Source organism: Flavobacterium sp. YO64, assembly GCF_004119505.1.
Lineage (GTDB): Bacteria > Bacteroidota > Bacteroidia > Flavobacteriales > Flavobacteriaceae > Flavobacterium > Flavobacterium oncorhynchi.
The window spans coordinates 22,350-44,336 of the sequence record NZ_NRQV01000011.1 but is presented as its reverse complement, the minus strand read 5'-3'; the positions used below and the strand labels follow the sequence as shown (position 1 = coordinate 44,336).

The 21,987-nt window shown below is 35.7% G+C and carries 14 protein-coding genes; 6 read left to right on the top strand and 8 right to left on the bottom strand.

The features are described 5' to 3' along the window. Positions 1–220 precede the first annotated feature (220 nt). The 6 genes from BOW57_RS09720 (at position 221) to BOW57_RS09695 (ending at position 6,594) form a co-directional block, all read left to right on the top strand. The gene (locus BOW57_RS09720; protein WP_129053960.1) at positions 221–2,410 is read left to right on the top strand and encodes a hypothetical protein; all 2,190 of its coding nucleotides are present in this window, start codon (positions 221–223) and stop codon (positions 2,408–2,410) included. Between the two features lie 11 nt (positions 2,411–2,421). Then, positions 2,422–3,939: a hypothetical protein gene (locus BOW57_RS09715; protein WP_129053959.1), complete on the top strand. Its 1,518-nt coding sequence runs from the start codon at positions 2,422–2,424 to the stop codon at positions 3,937–3,939. Further along, entirely contained in the window at positions 3,878–4,672 is a 795-nt protein-coding gene (locus tag BOW57_RS09710) for a hypothetical protein (protein ID WP_129053958.1), read from the top strand. Before BOW57_RS09715 ends, BOW57_RS09710 begins: the two co-directional genes overlap by 62 nt. Positions 4,673–5,070: 398 nt before the next feature. After that, on the top strand, positions 5,071–5,289 hold the full coding sequence (locus BOW57_RS09705; RefSeq protein ID WP_129053957.1) for a helix-turn-helix domain-containing protein: 219 nt from the start codon (positions 5,071–5,073) through the stop codon (positions 5,287–5,289). Next, positions 5,286–5,609, top strand: coding sequence for a HipA N-terminal domain-containing protein (locus tag BOW57_RS09700; RefSeq protein ID WP_129053956.1), 324 nt, complete (start codon positions 5,286–5,288; stop codon positions 5,607–5,609). Before BOW57_RS09705 ends, BOW57_RS09700 begins: the two co-directional genes overlap by 4 nt. Before the next feature lies 1 nt (position 5,610). After that, entirely contained in the window at positions 5,611–6,594 is a 984-nt protein-coding gene (locus BOW57_RS09695; RefSeq protein ID WP_129053955.1) for a HipA domain-containing protein, read from the top strand. 180 nt (positions 6,595–6,774) lie between these two features. Here BOW57_RS09695 and BOW57_RS09690 read toward each other — a convergent pair whose 3' ends face one another. The 8 genes from BOW57_RS09690 to BOW57_RS09655 all read right to left on the bottom strand — a co-directional run bounded on the left by BOW57_RS09690 (position 6,775) and on the right by BOW57_RS09655 (position 21,787). Further along, a complete protein-coding gene (locus BOW57_RS09690; protein WP_129053954.1) occupies positions 6,775–6,996 on the bottom strand; it encodes a hypothetical protein in 222 nt (73 codons plus the stop codon). A 5-nt stretch (positions 6,997–7,001) separates the two neighbouring features. Continuing rightward, positions 7,002–8,747: a peptidoglycan-binding domain-containing protein gene (locus tag BOW57_RS09685; RefSeq protein WP_129053953.1), complete on the bottom strand. Its 1,746-nt coding sequence runs from the start codon at positions 8,745–8,747 to the stop codon at positions 7,002–7,004. A 656-nt stretch (positions 8,748–9,403) separates the two neighbouring features. After that, positions 9,404–11,317 carry a sialate O-acetylesterase gene (locus BOW57_RS09680; RefSeq protein WP_129053952.1) on the bottom strand — a complete coding sequence of 638 codons (1,914 nt, stop codon included), beginning with the start codon at positions 11,315–11,317 and terminating at the stop codon, positions 9,404–9,406. Positions 11,318–11,554: 237 nt separating this feature from the next. Further along, entirely contained in the window at positions 11,555–13,177 is a 1,623-nt protein-coding gene (locus tag BOW57_RS09675; protein ID WP_129053951.1) for a DUF5597 domain-containing protein, read from the bottom strand. A gap of 179 nt (positions 13,178–13,356) precedes the next feature. Further along, a complete protein-coding gene (locus tag BOW57_RS09670) occupies positions 13,357–15,561 on the bottom strand; it encodes an endo-1,4-beta-xylanase (protein WP_129053950.1) in 2,205 nt (734 codons plus the stop codon). A gap of 12 nt (positions 15,562–15,573) precedes the next feature. Continuing rightward, on the bottom strand, positions 15,574–16,944 hold the full coding sequence (locus BOW57_RS09665; protein WP_129053949.1) for a glycan-binding surface protein: 1,371 nt from the start codon (positions 16,942–16,944) through the stop codon (positions 15,574–15,576). Positions 16,945–16,977: 33 nt separating this feature from the next. Further along, positions 16,978–18,609: a RagB/SusD family nutrient uptake outer membrane protein gene (locus BOW57_RS09660; protein WP_129053948.1), complete on the bottom strand. Its 1,632-nt coding sequence runs from the start codon at positions 18,607–18,609 to the stop codon at positions 16,978–16,980. Between the two features lie 10 nt (positions 18,610–18,619). Beyond that, positions 18,620–21,787, bottom strand: a complete 3,168-nt coding sequence (locus BOW57_RS09655; protein WP_129053947.1) for a TonB-dependent receptor — start codon at positions 21,785–21,787, stop codon at positions 18,620–18,622. Between the last annotated feature and the right edge of the window lie 200 nt (positions 21,788–21,987).

The following is a 21,987-nucleotide window of genomic DNA, read 5'->3' as shown; positions in this document are numbered from 1 at the left end:
TTGCTGATAGTGCCGGAACGTATATCTTTAAAACATCTTAGAAGAGCCTTGGGAGCGCTTTTTATTATCGGAATATATAGTCGTGACGCCAGAGCCCCCATTGGGAAATACTACATGCCATATTCATACCTGCTCCGTTATTAGCCCATCATTTTTTAGCTTGAATCTTATTTTAATCATCGAATAAATTAAAAATAATTTTAACGTAACCATCCGCAATATGATGAATGCTACCTCCAAAATTTTAAGATTGATTGTCTTGCCCTTATTTTTTTTCCAAAGTGCTTTTGGCCAGACCAAGGCCACTGCTACCCATACTATAGAATTTACAGGCACGGGGATCTTGACCTCGCCTCCGCCTAGGATAGTAAAAGAAAAGGAAAAACTTGCTTTCAAGATAAACTGTTCTAAGGACTATTTGGATAAAAAAGCAAAAGATGCCATGGAAATTTATCTTATCGCTTTAGGAAACATTCAGTCGGATTTGACATACGCATACATAGATAAGGAGACTGACGAAATTCTTCAGGTGCAATGCCTGATGGGTAAGAAGATCATGGAATCCTTAAAGTATATCTCAACTGAAGATCAGGCAATCATCAAAGAGAGGCTCATTTTTTTAGGATATGACGATTCTTGCAAAACAGACACCATACCGCCAACCCTTGTTCCCTCATTGGAAAATATAATTCTGCCGACATTCAGCATAGATATTACTTACTACGACAAGTTTGGTCATGAACTCAAAAAAGAATCGCATGATTTTACAACAGCTTTTGATACTGAAAATAAAACGCTTGAAATCAAAACCCTTGAGATAACAGTTGAAAAAGAATCTGAAACTGTAAAATTTGAGCTTAGGGAGAAGAATCCCATAAATTTGAAAATTCAGGAGCAATTAAAAAGACCAGAAATCAATTCGCAGCAATCTGAGCTTAAGTCGGCCCTTAAAAAACTAAAGGATCAAATGGATTTATCTTTAATGGCCGATCTTTCCAGTTTAAAATCAAAGGTAGACCACGCGACAAAATTCTTCAAAGATTCAGCATCAAATCCGATAGATAATACTTGGATAGTAGAGAGCAACAAATCTATTGCAGACCTTAACAAAAAAGTTGAGGCAATGCTGGACAACTTGCGGTCAAAAAACATCAAGTCCTGGTTCCTTAATTGGATGTGGTTAAGCAAAGGCCTACCGACCACAAATCCGTTCGAGTACCAAGCACAGCCTCTTATCTCTAGCCCTTCCAATTCGCAAGCTGCGAAAGTTACCGATAAAGAAAAGGCATTGGTAGAGACATTTGATGCCCTTGTTGCAAAGGAGGCTTTTAAGCTGACATCCATAAGCGGCAGCCTGGACAAGGATCTGGAAGTCATTTCAGATATAAAAGCAAGGCTGAAAGCAGAGAGCAAAGCAATTCCCAGTACAAACAGCTCTGATATCTACTGGTACAGCGGAATAGTTAAGATCACCAGCGAGAAGCAGAATAACTATATGATATCTCATGATGCTGCAGAAAACTATCTGCTAATGACGGATCCTTTGAAGGAAATAACTGAAAAAGACCATGTTTCAATTTTTACCCAAAACAAAAAAGAAGGAGATCCAACTAAAATCCAAGTAATTCCTACTGCCATTACATCCGATATCGGACTAATAACAGAAGAAGGATCTAAAAGCTATCTGAGCGATCAAGGTGATGGAGGCATTAATGATGATGTATTGAAATTTCTTGAAAAATATCAACTGCTTAACAAAAAGATCGAATTCCTTCAATCCTTAAAAGTTGAGCCCAAACTTCCTGTACTGTTTGCCAAAAGCTCTTCGCCAATCTATAAGACAGAGAATTTAAACTACAATACAGTCTTTGACGCGCCGCAGCGCCTGGACTACACCTTAAGCACAGGGACGGCGGCAGCCCCGGTAGAAGTCTTCAAGGGCAATTTCAGGGTCAACAAGCTTTATAACATACGATTCAAGGCAGGAATGGTTTTCAGCAATCTGAAGGTTAAGGACTATACAAAAAATCCAGATAATTCGTTCAGCCTGACGGAAGACCGCGCCGGAATAGACGGCACTTTTGGGGTTCAGATTTTTTTCTGCAAAACAGACATCAGGGATATCAATATATGGAAAGGAAAAGTATCGCCCTTCCTTTATACAGGCTTTTCCATGAAGGATATCACCGAAAGCTTTTATCCAGGTGTCGGACTGGAAATATTCAGCGGCGTTTCTGTCGCCTATATACTGCATGTTGGAAGATCTGAAGTTCTGACTGGTTCTGGGAACGTGCCAAGCCAAATCGAACATAAATGGGTAACGGGAAGCGGCATATCCATCCTAGTAGACGGCGCTTTTTTTGTCAACCTGTTCAAATTCGGCAGCAACAAATCATTGTTTGAACTATAATCCAGTACAAGATGGTGTTACACATTGAAGTGAATTACCGAATTGGCAATCCTGAAAAATATAGCTGGATTGTGAATCTATTGGCAGAAAGGCTTTTGCCTTTGGGCATTACGGCCCATACCTACATCAGCCCGAGCCAATTAAATTACGGTTTATTAAGAGATGCCACTAATGACAGCGAACTACAAATTCTTCTGCGTGAGGCAAAGCAAAACTCTTCAATAAGAAAGGCGGCGGTGCAGCAAAACCAATCGCATATTCTGCTGACTATAGCATCCTTGCATATCGACAAAATTTTAGGAAAGATGTATGATCATGACAAACCTTTAAGCACACGGAATGGCTGCGCGGTCTTTGAATCAGAAATTATGAAAATTGCAGGCCAGTACCCAGTGTCTCTGCAGACCTTGATGGGGAGAACCATCCTGCATGAGATCGGCCACTGCCTAAACCTTGTTCATGAACGGGATCTTTTTATGATGACCCAGACTAACCTTTTGATCGAATCGCCCCTGCAACCCAAGTGGCCGAATAATATTAGATTTGAATTTAATCAAAACGATATCGATTTTGTAACCAGTTATCCAAAATTTGCAAAGCCAGGCGGCAGATTAACCGAATATTCAACTTCAGATGAGTATGATCATAGAAGAATAAGCAATGAATTGGAAATCCGTCTCGACAGCTTCACAGAAGATCTGAACTTCTTAAAAGGGGATATCATCGCACTTAGTGTTGTGATTTCCAACAGTACATCAAAAACGGCAAAACTTCCTATGCCTCTAGGGCAATATTCAAGAAACCTCTGCATCGAACTGTACGGCCCAGACGGAGAATCCTTGGAACTGGACTTAAAAAAAGGCTGCGGTTTCGATAGCCAATATTCACTTCTGAAACCTGGATCAAAAAAGTATGTCTCGCTAAATCTGCACTGCAATGCCAAAGGCTATATTTTTAAAACTGCTGGCGTTTATAAAATCCGATGCACAATAAAGAAATTCAAGACTAAAAATACCTGGTACGCTTCAGAACTGACAGATCTAACTGTAAATGAACCTAAATTAAAAGACCAGACCCTGCCAAACAAGGTATACAGCAAAAATTTGCGTCAATTTTTAACAGGAGGCGCTTTCAATAAGACGCAGCTCATCCGTGAATCCAATAGGCATTTTAGGGACGAAGCCTTTGTGGATTCAAATCTACTTATGCCTGTGTGCTGGATAATGTCATCCGTTTGGAAAAAAGAAATTGAGCTGAGCGAGTCTAAATCCCATATTCAAAAAGCGAAACTGCGTTTGAAAAACATTTACGAGACGATACTCTCCAATGAAAGCAGCGCGGTAAAACGTGGTAAAATAGCCAAGGAATATATCCTTTTAACCGAAAGTTTTTCAAATACCCCTAAAAAGACAATGCAGGTGGAACCAAAAGATATTGAAAAATATGAGGATTTTAAAATACAGCTGCTTGGTCGAACCAATCAAAATGAAAACAGAAAAAAATATGAAGAAAAATTATCTTTTAATTAGTATCGCAATTTTCAGTTTTGTCCTTCTTTTGAGCTGCGACAAGGAAAATGAAGCAGAGTATGTGGGCGACGCATTATCGACAATCAATCTCCAATATCTCAATGCCGCAACAAACTTGAAAGAAGACGTCCGAAAAGGGGCCAGTATAAGCATCTTTTACAATGATGCATCAACCCCGATCTATACAGGAAAAACTGGAGCTTCTGGCATTTTCTCCTATAAGGCTCGTGCAATAGGCAAATATAAAATTATGGTGAAGCAGACCGACACCATCATTCAGTTCAACTCATCGCTTGTAACAGAACTGGATGCCGATTCTTTGAGAGCAGACGAGTTTGGATACGTTGCTTATTCCTATTCCAATAATTTTGAAATTGCAAGGGATTCAAAAATTGAGTTGAACTCAGAACTAAAGCCTGAAACAACGGGCCTGAGACTGAAAGCAAAAGATGAAAATGGAAATCTTCTTGCCAATGTAAACGTCTGCGTTTATAATAACCTGAATTTTTATACTGCCAACTTTCCAAATTGCGGAGGGAGCATCAAATACTTGTCAACGAGCAGCAAAGGAATGATTCTGCTTACAGACTTGGCTCCGAATACAACCTATTATATAAATGCTAAAGGCAAAATAGGGCTGCTGGAAATCAATAACCATTATGACCTCAAAGCCCAGACTTTTACAAGCGGACCAGAGGGAGAAATAAAAGAAGCTGATATTGTACTTAAATAGCCTCTATTGGCGCTTATTTCAATACAAAAAAATAATGGTTTGAATGAATAAACTGCCCAATCAAAAATATATAGTTCATTTTTAAGATATTTGAGTGTTTCTTCAACATACATTATTTAATCAATCACTTTTAAATTATTACGAAAATTGAAGTGCCTAGTAATTAATTTAAAATTAACTTACACTAAAGATCGATCTTTTATCATACAAAATCATCTTAATCGCTAAAGAACAGCAACAAAACTATGTAAAAAAACAGCCTAATAGTGCATTTTAACGCACTATTAGATAACAATAAAATCACAGAGCCATAAAAAACATCAAATAGTGCATTTTAATGCTCTTTTAAGTATTTTTTTAATAAAAACTATTATATTTGCATAAAAAAGAGCCTTATAATGCACTTTACAGAAATCATTAAAATTATAAAGGATCGGAGGGAAACTCTTCAGGTAAATCAGGAAACACTGGCAGAATTATCAGGAGTAGGATTACGCACGCTCAAGCAGTTTGAAAGCGGCAAAGGAAATCCGACTCTGCTTACTCTGTCTAAACTCGCTGACGTACTAGGGCTTGAAATTACCCTTCAGGTTAAAAATATAAAACCATTTAAATGAGAAAAGCCGAAATTTTATACAAGGATCGTCCTGCCGGCATACTCACCCAGCATGACGACGGCAGTTTTACATTCAAATACCATAATCATTGGATAGAAGACTTGAATGCACCAGCGATCAGCCTGACGCTTCCCAAATCTGACGCAACTTATAAATCGGATTTTCTTTTTCCATTCTTCTACAATATGCTGCCGGAAGGATCCAATAAACAAATTGTCTGCAGGCACAATAAAATTGACCGCAATGACTACTTCGGCATTTTAATGACAACAGCAAAAAATGACAGTATCGGAGCTGTCAGAGTATTAAAAATTGAATAAAATGAGCTTACCTGAAATACATTTTTGCCCAGGCACCCTGGCACCAGGATTTGACACTTACAGCAGAACCGCTTTAAACAGAGTTTTTAACGGCAGAAAAGTATCTCATATTCTGCCATATGCATCTCCGGCGTCAGATGTAGAAATGGACGAACTCTTCGAAGAAAACCGAATGAATATGTCTATTTCAGGTGTACAGGAAAAATTTTCAGTACTGCTTGATAAAAATAAATTAAGACTGATCTCCGAGGGCGAAAGAGGGACTTACATTCTAAAACCCGCTCCAAACGCAGGCAGGCTCCCTTATGAAATGCCTGCCAATGAGCACCTCACTATGCAGATCGCAAGACAAGTATATGGAATTGAAACGGCCGAGAACGCACTTATTTTTTTTAGCGACGGAACCCCTGCTTATATCACCAAACGCTTTGACGTAAAAGAAGATGGATCCAAATTAGCTCAGGACGACTTTGCCTCACTTGCCCAGAGAACTCCTCAGACGCATGGAGAAAACTACAAATATCAGGGAAATTATCTGGAAATTTTTCAGCTCATGCAGCAGCACCTTCCCTTATACAGAATTGAAGCACCGAAACTTTTGAAGATACTGATGTTTAATTATCTATTTTCAAATGGCGATGCACATTTCAAAAACTTTTCCCTGCTTGAAACCCCTATGGGAGACTTTCGTCTCAGTCCTGCATATGACCTGCTGAACAGCAGAATCCATATCGAGGACAGACCTTTTGCCTTAGAAGATGGCCTGCTGCCTAGAAAGTGGGCTCAAGGCAGTATCAAAAGTCAGTTTTTAAAACTTTCGCAAGAAGCCCAAATAGAGGAAAAAATATTTAATGTCCTGTTTGCTTCTATGACTTCACAGTCAGAAAAAGTGTATCAGTTTATTGCAGCATCCTATCTCGAAGATAAAACCAAAAGAAATTATCAGCAGTCTTATCAAGGGCGCCTAAAACAATTTTCAAAATAGAGGAACAGTGTTAATTCTGGCTTGCTGCTGGGTTTTTAAGATTTTTTCTCCACATTTACAGAGGTTTATATACCAAACAATCTTAAGAGTTACCTATTGTCATACCAAGTGTTAGCTGGTGCTTTCGATACAGGTTAAAGAGTCTTTTCGCATTTGCTGTTTTAATTAAATCTCCAATATCTACTTGATCCAGTAACCTATAACAGCTCCAACAATGGTGCCTGCGGCGGCGTCTTTGCCTTGTGTAAACAAATAAGTCGCCAAAAAAATCATCAGACACGTTACTATAATCCTCCCTATAGCCTTAGTCTTGTCATCGGCTGTAACCTGTTCTCCGCCCGCATGAATTCCGGTTTGGAGCGCTCTTTTGGTTTCTGAAATTGTTGTTCCAAATAGTTTCATATTTTTTATTTTTTTTGATTATAATATACTATTGCATAAGAAGCACCTCCAATTGTAGCCGCGCTTCCTAAATACAGCAAGGTCGTTTGCTGATGTTTCTGCTTCATGTAAGAAAAATAGCAACTAGTAAAGTCTGAATAAAATCCATACAGCGTTTTATTTTGACAGCTTGAAGTGATTCCTTGGACTATTGCCTGCATATCCAAATAATCCGTTGATATCAAATAGGCATCCGGATTTACTGTAAAACTATTGCAGGTTATAAAATTGCATTCCGGGTCAAAAAGGGCGAGTTTTATTTTGTCGACATTATTATGAAAAATTAAGATGGGAACCTCATGGTTTTTGATGATTTCATTTTGTTTGGCAATCATTTCATCAAATGAAGAAACGGTTGTAATTGATTTGTGCCTGAAAAGTCCGGCTGAAAATGAAATAAGTTTTTTGGCATTGGCTTCATCTAAATCATACAACTTTTGAACTGTTGCTGGATCTTCTGAAATTAAATATATAATTTTGAAAGATTTGTCTCTCTGTCTTAAATATGCCTTATTGTTGTAGACAAATTTTACTCCCCTTTTCATTAGGTAGCCTGCTTCTTCAGATGATAAGGTCCTGCCAAAAGATAAGTGATCTGAACTTTGGAATGGAACTTCAGTAAATTTTTGATATGTCTTATTTTTATACAAAAATGTTTCATCAGAATTTATTGCAAAGATTTTGTCGTCCCTTTCAACAATATCACGTTTCAATGCTGTCAAGGTTGCATTATCCAATTCGCCGGTCAGCTGCAGGCCTTTATTTTTTTGATACCTGAAAAAACCTTTTTCAACGGCAATATTTGTCCATAATTCTTTGTCTGAGGAAATTAATTTCTCACCGGCAATGTATTTTAGGTAGGGGATTTTCCATTTAGAATCAGTCTTGTCTATAGTTAAACTAAACATCCTTTCTGGCTTAAGGTACTTAGATTGCAGAAACATATCTACATCCTTTCTTATTACCGAATTTCCTGAATAGCTGTAATCAAAATCTACTCGAGCACTGCCTGATGAAACAACTTCCTCCACAGCCTTTTTTTTAATACCCTTGTAGGTCAACATATTACACGCATTAATTGTCTTTCCATCTAATTTGCCAGTTACAGGAAGCTTGCAGTATTTTTGGAATACCATTACAGCAAAACTTATATTCCCGTTTTTTTGCTTTAAATCAATAAATTTGCAATTAGCCAAGACGTTCCGGGCCATAACATCATTGACAGCGTTGATGAATTTTTGATTCTTAACATTAAACTGAGTAACTCCATATTTTTTCTTCAAAATAGATGTTACCGCTATAAATTCTTTATTAAAATCAGTTGCATCAACATCAATTATATCCTTATCTATAAGATACATAAAATTTTCTTTTTCAGTTGGAGATGCAAAAATAACAGTATCATCTTTTGGAAAATCTTTTTCATGACCGTACAGATCTCTTCCGTATTTAGATCTTTTTATTTCACTCAATCGAATCGTACTTTTATCTGCAATTGCTTCTCTGTAACTGCCAGGAACCTGATAAGGCTCCTTCACTTCATTTGGTTTAATACTATTTAAAGGAATATCTTTAGATTCTTTTATTATTAATACTTTATTAGAGGGCACAGAAAAAAACTCTTTGATCCTTTTTGCAACTTTGCTTACTTGAGCATTAGTTTGAAAATTCACAAACAAAAACAAACATACTGATAAGTATCTGATTTTCATCTCTTTCCTTTTTATAAGATCTGTATTGGAACCGATGCAAGAATTTTTCGCATTGCTCTTTTCTACTGAATACTGTTTATACTCCTTCGTGATGGATTACTATTTTATCTGCTTTAAAAGAATGCAATAAATATAAGAATATCTCAAAGAACAAAAACACGTACAACTACCTGTTTTTCAAACACTTAAAAACAAAAAAAAAAAAGACCTAATTTGAGAAAAATATTTAACAGAATTAAACATTTTAATTATTGAAGTCCAAAATTTCATATTCAAGGTTTAATCCAACAGCACAAAGAAGGACTGATCGAATTACTTTCGTCTAGAATCAAAATGTTAAAAGAGTAAAACAGATCAAATCAGATCAAATTTTCAGAAATTCTCAAGCCATTTCTCGATTTTTTTTCCTACATTTACAGAGGTTATTAAACCCAATAAATTTAAGAGTGCCCTATTAGTGTCCTTCTATTTTTGACATAACATGACACCCAGTGTTTGCTGGGGCTTACGATACAGGTGGCGGAGCCTCTTTCTCCGCAAAAGAAAACCGATTAGGAAACTAATCGGTTTTTTCTTTTTATACTCTTATTTATTTTAGATAGTACAAGAAAACGATAAAATCTTTTTTGTCTATCCCACTCTAAACTCAACCAAATTCATTCAACATCTAAGCCCGCTTCAAACGGAGAAGCTGGAAATCCTTCGTTATTAAATAAATTAGCTTCTATGGGATTATCTGCCCAAGCATATCTTACTTTGACTGGATCTGCGACGGAATCATTACCAACTATAATTTTATCTCCTTTAATTACAGCTTTTGCCCAAACAAACTTTCCCTCGATTCCTGCAATGGCAAATTCTTTTAATTCAATTCCGTTTTTGATTACCAATCCAGTTCCAACATTTGAAAAACTTAAAATTAGTTTGTTTCCTTCTTTTTTTATCGATTTGTAAAGCGGTCCTGAAGCTGCCAAAGTTTTTTCATCATAAACCAATTTTCTAGCCTGAAGCGATAATCTTTTTCCAACATCATATTTGTTTAATGGGTGAATATCATTCCATTCGCCTAAATCTATTGCTACTGCCAATCCTGTATTTGGAACTTTCAAGGTATTCAACTGCTGTTGTCTCAAAGCTGCCCAATTACTTTCTGCAGGTTCTGGTTTTGGTTCCATAAAATTTGGAAGCTGAACCAGTAAAAAAGGCAGTTTTTCTTGTCTAAAAAGTGTTCTCCAATTGGTTATCAAGGTTTCCATTAGTGCAAAATATTCCGATGGCTTTTTAGTATTTGCTTCTCCCTGATACCATAAAACACCTTTTATAGGATAATTTTTCAATGGAGCAATCATGGCATTGTAAAGTCCGACTGGTTTCCATCTCACGAAAGTCTGCCCTGGCAGCGGAAGCATTTTCGAACCTAACTTATAGCTCCAATTCCCTTTTAAATCTATTGTTTTATCACCAATACTTAATTCGTATGGTTTATCGGTTACAAAACCTCCTCTGCCAGAATTGCTGATAACTCGAATAGTAATTTCGTTTTTTCCTTCTTTTAAAATATTAGCATTAAAAGAATAAATTCTCGGTGGGTATTGATACGACGTTGTTCCAACAAAATTTCCGTTTACAAAAACAGAATCGGCATCTACAATTCGTCCTAAAATTAATTTAGCCTGACTTTCTTTTATTTTCTCTAAAGTAAATTCTCTTTTAAACCAAACAGAACCATTTGTATTTCCTAGTTCTCCATCTGCCCAATAACCTGGAATACTCATTGTTTTCCAATCGGAAATATCGACTGAATTTGCCCATCTGTTCTTTAAACCAAGATCAGTCTGATTTAATAATTTATACCAATCTAAACTTACTTTTCGGTCATTTTCGTCAATTTGTTTTTCTAGTTTTCCGTCTTTAAATTTTAAATATTCTGCATAATAATCTGGGAACTTTTTTATCCCTTCTTCACTGATCCAAGATTCTGCAGGCGAACCTCCCAAAGAACTGTTGATTAAGCCAATCGGAATTTTGTATTTTTCGTAGATTTCACTGGCAAAAAAATAGCCGACTCCTGTAAATTGTAAAATACTTGTTGGATTTGCTTCAACCCAAGAACCAGAAGAAAAATCGGTTCTTTCTTTTTCGAAGTAATATTCATCAGGAACTAAAAACTGTCTGATGTTTGAGTTTTGAGATTTGGCAATTTCGTCTTTGTATTTATCTTTAATTCTTTCCATCGGAAGTTCCATGTTCGATTGTCCTGAACAAAGCCAGACGTCACCAAAGAGAATATTTTTTAGTACAATTGTATTAGAACCTTTTAAAGTCATTTCAAAAGGTCCGCCTGCTTTTTGTGACGGAAGCTCGATCGCCCATTTTCCATCTTCGGAAGTTATGGTTTTATACTTTCTCCCTTTAAAATCCAATTCTATATTTTCATTTGCCGATGCCCAGCCCCAAATATTGACTTTTGTATCGCGTTGTAAAATCATTCCATCGCTTATTAATCGGGGTAGTTTTATCTGCGCATTGATACTGAAGGTTATTAAAAATGCTAATATAATTTTTCTCATACGGTTTGTTTGTTTTTTTTGCCACTCCCGATAGCTATCGGGATAAAAAGATTTACACATATTATCAAAAAATCCTTTAATCTGTGGCTAAAGTTTTTTCTGCCACTAATTACACGAATTGCTACTAATTTTTATAGTTGTCTTCAATTTCACAAATCAAAAAAATCGTGCGATTGTATATTTATAGACAAAGTATAGATTAGTGTTAATTCGTGTAATTCGTGGCCAATAAAAAAACTATTCATAAGTATATAATTTTATTTTTTGTATTTCATAATCGCCAACTGAAATTCTGAGATGTCTGCCTTGATGGGTTTGATCTCCATTAAAATGTCTTATGGTTTTCCATTTTTCATTTTCAAATTTTCCTTGATCTGTTTTTAAAATTCCTGCATTTAAATTTTCTTTTAAAGGTTTAAAAGTTACAACAATTCCTGAACCCGCAATGTAAAATTCGTTCTTAGCAATTTCTATAATAATAGCACTTGACATTGGCCAAACTTCAGCTTTTGCTCCGTCAGACCAATTTAGAGTATAATCGTGTTTGAATGTAAATTCATAATCTCCCAATTTAATAATCTGTGTATTATTTTCTTTGTCTAACAAAACACCATCAATTCTTCCTTGCCCTTTATTGGTTTCAATAGTTGAAGTTAACTGCTGTATCAAATCATAAATTTTTCCAAGAGGTTCCTTTTTGGCATCGGCAACAGATTCTATAGAAAATGGCGAAAAACCAATTGCTTCATAATGTCCAATTGCATATAAACCTTTAAAAGGCGCCGTTTCATCAAAACGATGTTCGGGAATAAATAACGGATCGCCTTGACGGGTAAATAAATCATTCCATTGTTTAAAAGATGGGTTATAAAAATCGGGCGCCAAAAAGTCAATCGAATTTCCCGCAGCTTTCCAAACATCCATAAGATGCGGAAGCGGTCCAGCACTCGGATATTGACCTGGTTTTTTTTCGGGTGCATTTAAAGCTGCATTGACAAACATCGGAATTGGATAAATCTCTTTGCCTGCTTTTGCAATTTGATTGGTAAATTTTGAAAAATACCAAGCCATAAAAATTTCATCTGTATGAAGTCCTTTTCCAAAAACCGTTTCCCAATTCCCTGAAGTTTTGAATCCGTTTTTTTTCCAAATTTCTAAAAACTCTGGAACCAGTTTTTCTTTATTTTTTTGAAGATATTGCAGTAATTCTTTGGGAACTTCTTTTTTAAAAATTTCATTTGCTAGCGGATGATAATCTCTTGCGGTTGGCAGCATTCCGATTTCATTTTCGACTTGAATCATAATTACAGTTTGCTCTTTTTGATCCAATTCTTTAATATGCATCATCAATTTTTTGAACGCATTTAAATCGGCTTGAAGATTGTTTTCACTAAAAGGCGTTAAAATTTCATGGCTGCGATTTTGATCATCTTTCACTCTTGGGTATTTTTTCTGATTCAATTTTACCCAAGCTGGAGCGTGGCTTGACATACTGTTTTTCCAAGATCCAAACCATAGAAATACAAGTTTCAAATTCTCTTTTCGTGCTCTAAGAATTAAATCATCAATTAACGAAAAATCAAATTTACCTTCTTCTGGTTCTATAAGTTCCCAATAAACAGGTGTTAAGACTGTATTGAGATTCATGTCAACCAATTTCGACCAAATAGTTTCCATGCTTTCCATACTTGTTGCGGAGGAATTCCCTAATTCACCTCCAAGTATTAAGAATGGTTTTTGATTTACAATTAATTGTGTTTTATTTCCTTTTTTCTCAAGACTGGGTATATTTTGGCAAAATCCAAAATGTATTATAAATAAGGTTATCAGAAGGAGCCTTTTTTTTAAAATATGAAACATACTTTTTATTTTAATATTAAAAATAAAACAAAGCAGCTTTGTCAAAGTTTAAAACTTTGACAAAGCTTTTTTGATTCTGATTGAGGAGTTTCTTGCGGAGATTTGCTTCGCCTGTTCGCTACCGCTCGGGTCTCGTTCCTCGAAATGACAAAACTACGCGTATACTCAACTTAAAAAAACTACGGTTTTACTAACTCACCCGAAAATCCTAAACTTACATCTTTTCCTGCAAGACCATCTGCAGTGCCTTTGTACGCATGTTTGCGAACATAATTAGCATCCCAAAGGTTTGGAGATTCATTTGGAAGCCAATATTCATGTTCTTTTGAATTATCAGAAACTCCCCAAATCGTGATTCCATATTGCTGTGCTGCCGGAATGTGTTTTTTGTACATATCGATAACATATTGATACATTTCTGCTTGTGAAGCCTGTTGTACTACAGTTGGTGTTGCAGTTCCTAATCTTATGTCTAACTCCGATATTTTAATTAATTTTCCTGAAGCTGCTAATTTTTGAAACATCTGAACAATTTTATCTTTATCTGTCGTTAAACCAATGTGCATCTGCGTTCCGATTCCGTCAACAGTTGCTCCTTTGCTTTCAATATATTTTACGTATTCGATTAATCCGTCACATTTATCTAATCTCGATTCTAAATTGTAATCATTTATGAAAAGTTTATCGGTTGCATTTCCATATTGACGTGCTAATTTGAATGCTGAAACGGCATAATCTTTTCCTAGATATTTTACCCATGAGAAATAATCTGTCGCTGTATCACCTTCGGTTCCATTTCTTAAAGTTCCATCTTCTTTCATTGGTTCATTTACAACATCCCATGATAAAACGCTTGTTTTGTAATGGGTCATCATTTTAGAAATCCAATCGGTCATGGCATCTCCAATAATTTTGGTTTTCTCGGCATCTGTTTTTTCAATTGTAATTGGTGCAGTAACTCCTCCAGAAGATGCTCCGTCAGTTACTAAAACATTATCGATATAATATGTCCCAGCTAACAAACCCAAATCTAAACTAAGTCCAGTTTCTCCGCCTTTGGCTGTAATAGTCCATGAAATTGATTTCCAAGTCGTAGAAGTTGTTTGGTCTCCCTGATAATTTGCTAAACTTCCAGGCATTGTTGAACATCTCATTGAACCAGGTGCTTCTGAACGAATCATAAAGGATGTCGTATAACTTTTACCTGCTGTTAAAGGAGTCGTGAATAATGTTTGAATTTGTGTTTTATATTGCAGCCCCGGATTATCAGTTGCATTAATAACTTTCATAGCACCGCTTCCTTCAAAAGCATTAGCAGCCGGTGCAAGACTCAATGCGTTATCGGCTCCATTTGCTTTACTCCATCCTGTTATTCCTGAATTAAAAGTTCCATTAGAAACTAGATTAACAGGTCCAGTAGAAGCATCAAGATCAACAACTGCAATAGTGTTTATGTCTACTAAATAAGTTACATTTGGCAAATACCCTAAATCTAAATTAAACTGGAATGTGGTACTTCCTGCTTTAAAATCTCCAGGAGCTACTTTGATTTTAACTTGCTGCCAAGAAGAAGTCGTTGCAAAAGCCTCTGTCCAAGTTCCTCCCGTTGCAAACCAATCTTTATATGGCCACTGATTGGTTAAAGAGGTATTAAATGCAACACGTCCTTTACCCGCAACATCAGATTTTATATAAAATGAAATCTCATAGTTGTGTCCTGTCACAATAGGTATATTTGGAGATATTAATTGTAAATGATGTGCTGCCGAAGAGGTTGCACTTGCTTCCATTTTAATAGCTTGTGAACCTGTTGCTAAACCAGAATTTGCTGCAATAGAAATTCCTTTTCCTGGATTATTTCTTAACCAATTTGTAAACGTTCCGTTTTTTAAACCGGCAACATCAAGAATATTAGTTCCGCTTGAACCCGGAATTACGGTTGGTGCAATAATACCGTTTAAATAACTTGCATTTTGATTGGAATGCCAAACTAAAGTATGTCCAAAAACTTTTAGTCCAGCACTTTTTGTTGCCGCGATAAAAGCATCTACATTGGTAAAATTAATTTCACCTTTTGCATTTACCATTGCGCCGTGTTTCATTTCGTAACCCGGTGTTACCTCATCAAAATTTTCATTTACAATCTTTCTATAATTGGCATCACTCATGTACAAACTTATTCCGATTCCGTTTCCTAATGAAAAATCCGAATAGTTTTTTAAAGGTTCGTAACGGCTAATTTTTTCTACTAAAGCTAACGGAAGCTCAGCTCCTGTTACTTCTCCATGTTCCGGGTCTTTTCCCCACTCCATCAAATTATCATCGCATGATGACAAAATCATTAATGATGAAGCAATTATTGGTAAGATATATTTATATTTCATTTTGCAGTTTTGTTAGTTAAAATCGTTGTAAACTGGTGTGTCTAATGGTACAATTCTCCAATTATCGGTATATACTTTTACCGAAGTTGCTTTTGAAGGAAATTCTACTTCACTGGTATTTCCTAAAACATCTTTCATTTTTACATCTGCATTTTCGAACCAAATTCCAAAGTTTTGATAGGTTGCGGCTTCTCGATAAGCTAAAACAGCTTCGAAAGTAAAAGGTTCTTTAGACCATTGATAAAATTTATTTAATGGAATGGTAATCGTTGTCCATCCTGCAGTTTGGAAAGCAACTGATTTTCCATCAATAAGCCAAGGAATATAATTGTAAACTCCGCCAGACCATGTTCCTGCATTAAAATTATTGACTGTACATATTTTCAAGTAACCTGAATCTTTCCAAGCATCTGGTACATAAATATCAAATTGAAATGCAACTTTATCAAGTGGTGTACTGGCTGGAATAAAAGGAGTTAACTGTGCTCTCCAGTTATCAACACCAGTTCCTGCTGTCCATGTTTCTGTTGCTCTGCCTGTTGCTGGAGCAATAGAAGCAAGACGAGACGGGCGATGCGGTACGTATTTTCCTTGCGAAAGATTTCCTGCACCTATCGAAGCCGATTCTATATCAGTGCCCAAAATCATTCCTGTGGCAGGAGGCGTACCCCAAAAACTGTGCTGTCCTCTTCCGTCAAAATCTAAAATAACACCTCTTTTACAATTAAAATATGCTGGAGAATATACACCTCCATTTGAAGTTTGAACAAATAATGATCCTCCTAAATCTGAAATTCCGCTTGGCACTTTAACTGTAAATAATTCGCCATCTTCTGTTGATGTAATTCCTGTTGTTACCTCAACATTTCCAGGAAAAACTACTTTACTTACTTCGGTTAATCCAGTACCTATAACTGTTATAGTTTCACCTGCATTTGGCATTGTGTTAGAAATATTAGTTATAGCAGGTTTTCCAGAGCGAATTTCAAATTTAAAAGTAGTTTCGTTAGAATCATTTGCAAAACGAATTGTATTTCTTACGGATGGATCTGCTTCTAAAATTGGTGTATCTGCCGAAACGCTTACAAGCATCGAATTGTTAGATACAAAAACCACATTAAAATAGGTAGAATATCCGTTGATGTATACTTTCTTAAGTCCCTCAAATCCCGAACCTTCAATGCGCAGCAACTGTCCTAAACGGGCAAAACTAACTTCTCTATCCGGCACTGTTGAATTGACATCTTCTAAAAATACTCTTGAAATTGTGATCGCACCGCCTTGTGAATCGTTGTTATCACAAGAGGTAAACAGCATGCCGAAAACCATCATTGTAAGAAGTGCGATGGGCGCCCAATACTTTTTATTTAAAATATATTTCATATTACTATTTCTTTAATTTTTTATTTCTGAATACTAGAATAAGTCTTTAATTTTCTCTTCTGTAAACTGATACGGAACAGGATTTTCTCTCAATAATGGATTCTGAACTAACTCAGATTCTGGATAAGGGAGTGTAAATATTGTTGCATCAATTACACCAATAGCTCTTGGACTAGTACTTTTTGAAGCGTCAACTGTAACTTTATTAGTTGCTGTGTCATACAAAATTGGAGTTATTGTTCCTCTATTTTGTGCTGTAACATAATTGATTACTTCTTGTTGTTTGTAGTAAGCTCTGCGAACTAAATCGTACCAATATTGTCCTTCCATACACAATTCAACTCGTCTTTCATGAATAATATCGGCATAAGTCAATGTCGTTTTTGGATCTAAACCAGCACGTGTACGTAATTTGTTTACTTCCATAAGTGCCGTTGCATCTGCCGTTGTTGCATTATTCCCTAATACAGCTTCGGCATAGTTTAAATAAACTTCTGCCAAACGCAGCATATAAGTATTTAAGGCCGAATTCATACGGGTAATTTTAGAATTGTCTTTTGTAGAACCTACAACTCCTTTTTTTATGGTAAGGAAATCATTTCCGTGATCAACCGTGTAACCTCCATTTGCTTTATTGATTTCGGCATAATGATCTTTATTCCCCATAAAAGTTGCTTTACGACGAAGATCTTTTGATTCATATTCTTGCAAAACATTATAAGAAGCTCTTGTCCAATATCCCCAAGCTGCATCGTCGCCAGTAATATCAGAACCTAATGCAAAATAAGCCTGCTGTGTATTGTTTACTCCATAATCACCGTTTGGCACCCATTGTAAAGCAAACATGGATTCTGTATTGTTGTTATTGTCAATCATGAATAAATCTTCATAATTTGTCATCAAACTATAAGGCCCAGAACTAATCACTTTTTCAGCTGCTTTTTTTGCTAAATCAAGATATGTTTGATTGCGGGTTCCACTGTTTGGATTATCACTAACTCCCGAAAATGACAAGTAAACACGAGACAGCATTCCGAATGCGCTATATTTTGTTAAACGCCCTGCCTGACCTGCAGTTTCTGGAAGATATTTAGCCGCAAATTCTAAATCACGCATAGAAAACTCGTAAACATCTTTCATTGGATTTTTGTTTACAATTGGATTTTTTACCAATTCTCTCGGATCTGTTGAGATAATTACATCTCCCCATAATGAAGCCAAATACCAGTATGCTGTTCCTCTCATAAAACGAGCTTCGGCAATATATTTATTTTTAACAGCATCGCTAAGCGGACTTCCAGAAATTCCGATAATCACATTATTAGATTGTTGAACTACATTGTACAACGAAGCCCAAGCTGAAACCAACGGCCCTGTTAATCCAGTTTCTGTTAAATCTGTAAATGGATAAACGTAATCTGAAAAAGGAGCATACATATTTGCAGCACGTCCATCGCCTAAACCGTAATAAAACTTGTCATTAAAATCAAACCATACTTTGTTGTATAAAGGTCCTGTTGCAGCCTGAAAATCAGACTCTGTTTTATAAAAATTCTCTTTAGTAATTACATCATTTGGTTCAACGTCTAAAATGTCGCTGCAACTCGTCCAAACAAATGGCAATGCAATAATTAAAGCCGTATAAAATATTTTCTTTGTTTTCATTATGCAGTTTTTAGAAATTAACATTTATTCCAAGAGTAGTTGTTACTGGCGAAGGATAACGTCCGTTATCGATGCCATTTAAAAGTTGGTTTTGATTTATTGCACCAACTTCTGGGTCATATCCTTTATACTTTGTAAAAGTCAAAACATTCTGCATATTTGAATATACTTTGATGTTTGAAATTCCATATTTAGAATATAAACTCTTAGGCAGATTATAGCCTAATGAAATATTTTTAAGTCTAACATAAGATCCGTCTTCTACAAATCTGTTACTCAAACGATAATTAGAGGCCGAAGATGCTGATGAAGCTCCAATTCTTGGCATATATGGATCTCCGCCTACAATTTGTACATTGCGATAATCGTTTGGCCCAGTTGGATCAATTAATTCTAATTGTGCATATCCTAAAGCTGTTTTCAATAAGTTGGTATTCTCACGAGGATTTTCTAACCAGCGTCTTTGATAATTTAAAACATCATTTCCGTAAGATCCAGTAAACATTATACTCACATCAAATCCTTTGAAAGAAAAGCTGTTGGTAAATCCAAAAGTAAAATCTGGATTAGGATTTCCAATGTAACCCGCGTCTTTCTCATTGATTACTCCATCTTTATTTACATCTTCAAACATATAATCACCAATCCAAACTCCGTTTTCTCCAATCTGCATTCCTTCTGGAAGCGCTGTTGGTTTTACTGTTCCGCTTGCATCTTTATAATAAAAATCAGTTGCTTTTTCAAAACGCCCAATAACTTTATATCCGTAAAATTGACCCAATGTCTGTCCTACGGCGCTGCGAGTAACCACTGTTACATCAGAACCTTGTTGTAAAGTCTGATCGTAAACTCCAGATTCTGAATTCAATTTCAAAACTTTAAATCTGTTCATCGAGATATTAAAATTTGATTTCCAAAGAAAATCTTCTCGCTGCATATTTATTGTGTTTATTGTAAACTCAATACCTTTATTTTCTAATGATCCAATATTAGCATAAGGAGGCGCTGTAGATCCCTGCCCTGTTGTACCAACATAAGCTGGAAGTGATAATCTTAATAATAAATCATCTGTCTTCTTGTAATAAACATCGGCTGTAACTTCGATTCTATTATTGAAAAGTCCAAGATCTAAACCAATATTAGTTTGATTTGTTTTTTCCCATTTTAAATCTGGATTAGCTGTATTTGTTGCAATTTGACCACTTCCCCAATTTGTTGCAGATGTGCCATATACAGATGTGTAAGCATTATTTGGTACAGTTGAATTACCTGTAACTCCCCATCCTGCGCGTAATTTCAAATTATTAATCGTCTGATTCTCTTTTAAAAATCCTTCACTTGATATTTTCCATGCTAAACCTGCTGCCGGAAACCAATCCCATTTGTTATCTTCTGCAAATTGCGAAGATCCATCTCTTCTAATAGTTCCTGTTAAAAAGTATCTATCATCAAATGAGTAAGCAGCTCTTGCAAAATAAGAACTAAGTGATCTTGTAGAACTTGCGTTTGAGTTTCTTGCTGTTGTTGGGTCACCTGCATTTAAATCTGTAGCTCCGTTTGTTAAATATCCAGAACGATATCCATAAAGATTTTCCCATTTTTGTTCCTGTAATTCTTGACCTAACATAGAATTAATACTGTGTTTTCCAAGTACTTTATTATAAGTCAATAAATTATTCCAAATCCAGTTTTCACTTGTCGATTTTGTTCTGCTTCCTTCTCTCACCTCATTAGACAATGCACCAAAAGTATAAGATGGATTGAAAGTGTAGTTATTTCCAAAACCATAATCCAGCGAATATTGAGTTTTGAATTTTAAATCTTTTGTAAAACTGATTTCAGCGTAAGCATTTCCTCTAATTCCATAATTTTTAGCATGATTATCTTTCAACAAAGCAATTCCTAATGGATTTGTTTGAACAAATTCTGTAGTATCTGGGCCATCAAAAGTACCATCGGCATTACGTGCAGCAACATTTGGAGTTTGTTTCAGAGCAGTTAGAATTACTGAATCATCGTTTACTGTTGTAACCTGATTAGTTTTGTAAACATTCATATTCACTCCAACTTTCATCCATTTCTTTACCTGAGAATCAATTACTCCACGAAGAGTCATACGATCAAAAGAAGAACCAATTATAGTTCCCTCCTGATCAAAATATGACATTCCTAATGCATAAGTAGTGTTATCAGAACCGCCAGAAGCCGATAAATTATAATTTTGAATTAAAGCTGTTTGAAATAATTCGTCCTGCCAGTTTGTTCCTTCTCCTAATAAATCAGGACGAATAAAATAAGGATCTCTTTGAACGATGCCTAAATCAGCACGAGTATTTTTAAGAGTACCATATTCTCTAAGATTTAATACTTGCAATTCTTTTGGCATTTGCTGCCATCCTACATAACTGTCAAAGTTTAAAGTCAAATCTCCTTTTCTACCCGTTTTGGTAGTCACCATAATAACACCATTTGCAGCTCTTGAACCATAAATTGCTGTTGCCGAAGCATCTTTCAAAATATCAATCGAAGCAATATCATTTGGGTTGATTCCTGCAAGCGGATTTGAATTTAAAGAGCCTGTGTTTCCATCAATTATTACACCATCGATTACATAAATAGGTTCATTTGAACCTGTAATAGAACTTATCCCACGAATACGTACCGAAGAACTTCCTCCCGGCGTACCACTATTCTGTTGAATTTGCACCCCAGCAGCACGTCCTTGTAAAACCTGATCGATTGTTGTTGCAACAGATTGAGTTATTGCTGTACTGCTGACTGTAGAAACTGCTCCTGTTAAATCTGCTCTTTTTACAGTTCCATATCCAACAACAACAACTTCTTTCAAGTCATTTAAGTTCTCTTCCAGTAAAGCATCAATTTTAGTTTTATTATTTACCGAAACTTCATGTGTTTTATATCCTATGAAGCTAAAGACCAAAATACTATTTGCAGGAACAGATTGAAGTGTGTACGTTCCATCAAAATTAGAAACGGTGCTTGTCTTTGTTCCTTTCACAATAATATTAACACCTGGTATTGGTCCATTACTATCAGATACAGTACCTGATACAGTAATTTGCGCATTTACTGCAGCAGAAAATACCAGCATCAGGATCAAGAATCCCAAATTCTTAAAGTATTTTGATCTGCTTTTAGTAATTAAAAAGTTAGTCATAAATAATTGGTTTAATAAGTTAATAGTATGGTTTAGTTAGTTTTTCTTTTTTTAACTGACTTACTATCATTTTCCCTTTTTTAAAATCATACAAATAATAGCTTATAGTCAAAACAAATATATGCAAAAAACAACAACACACAATCGGTTGCGTTAATTTTTTTTCTCAATTTCAAAAAAATACCATTAAAAAAAACGTT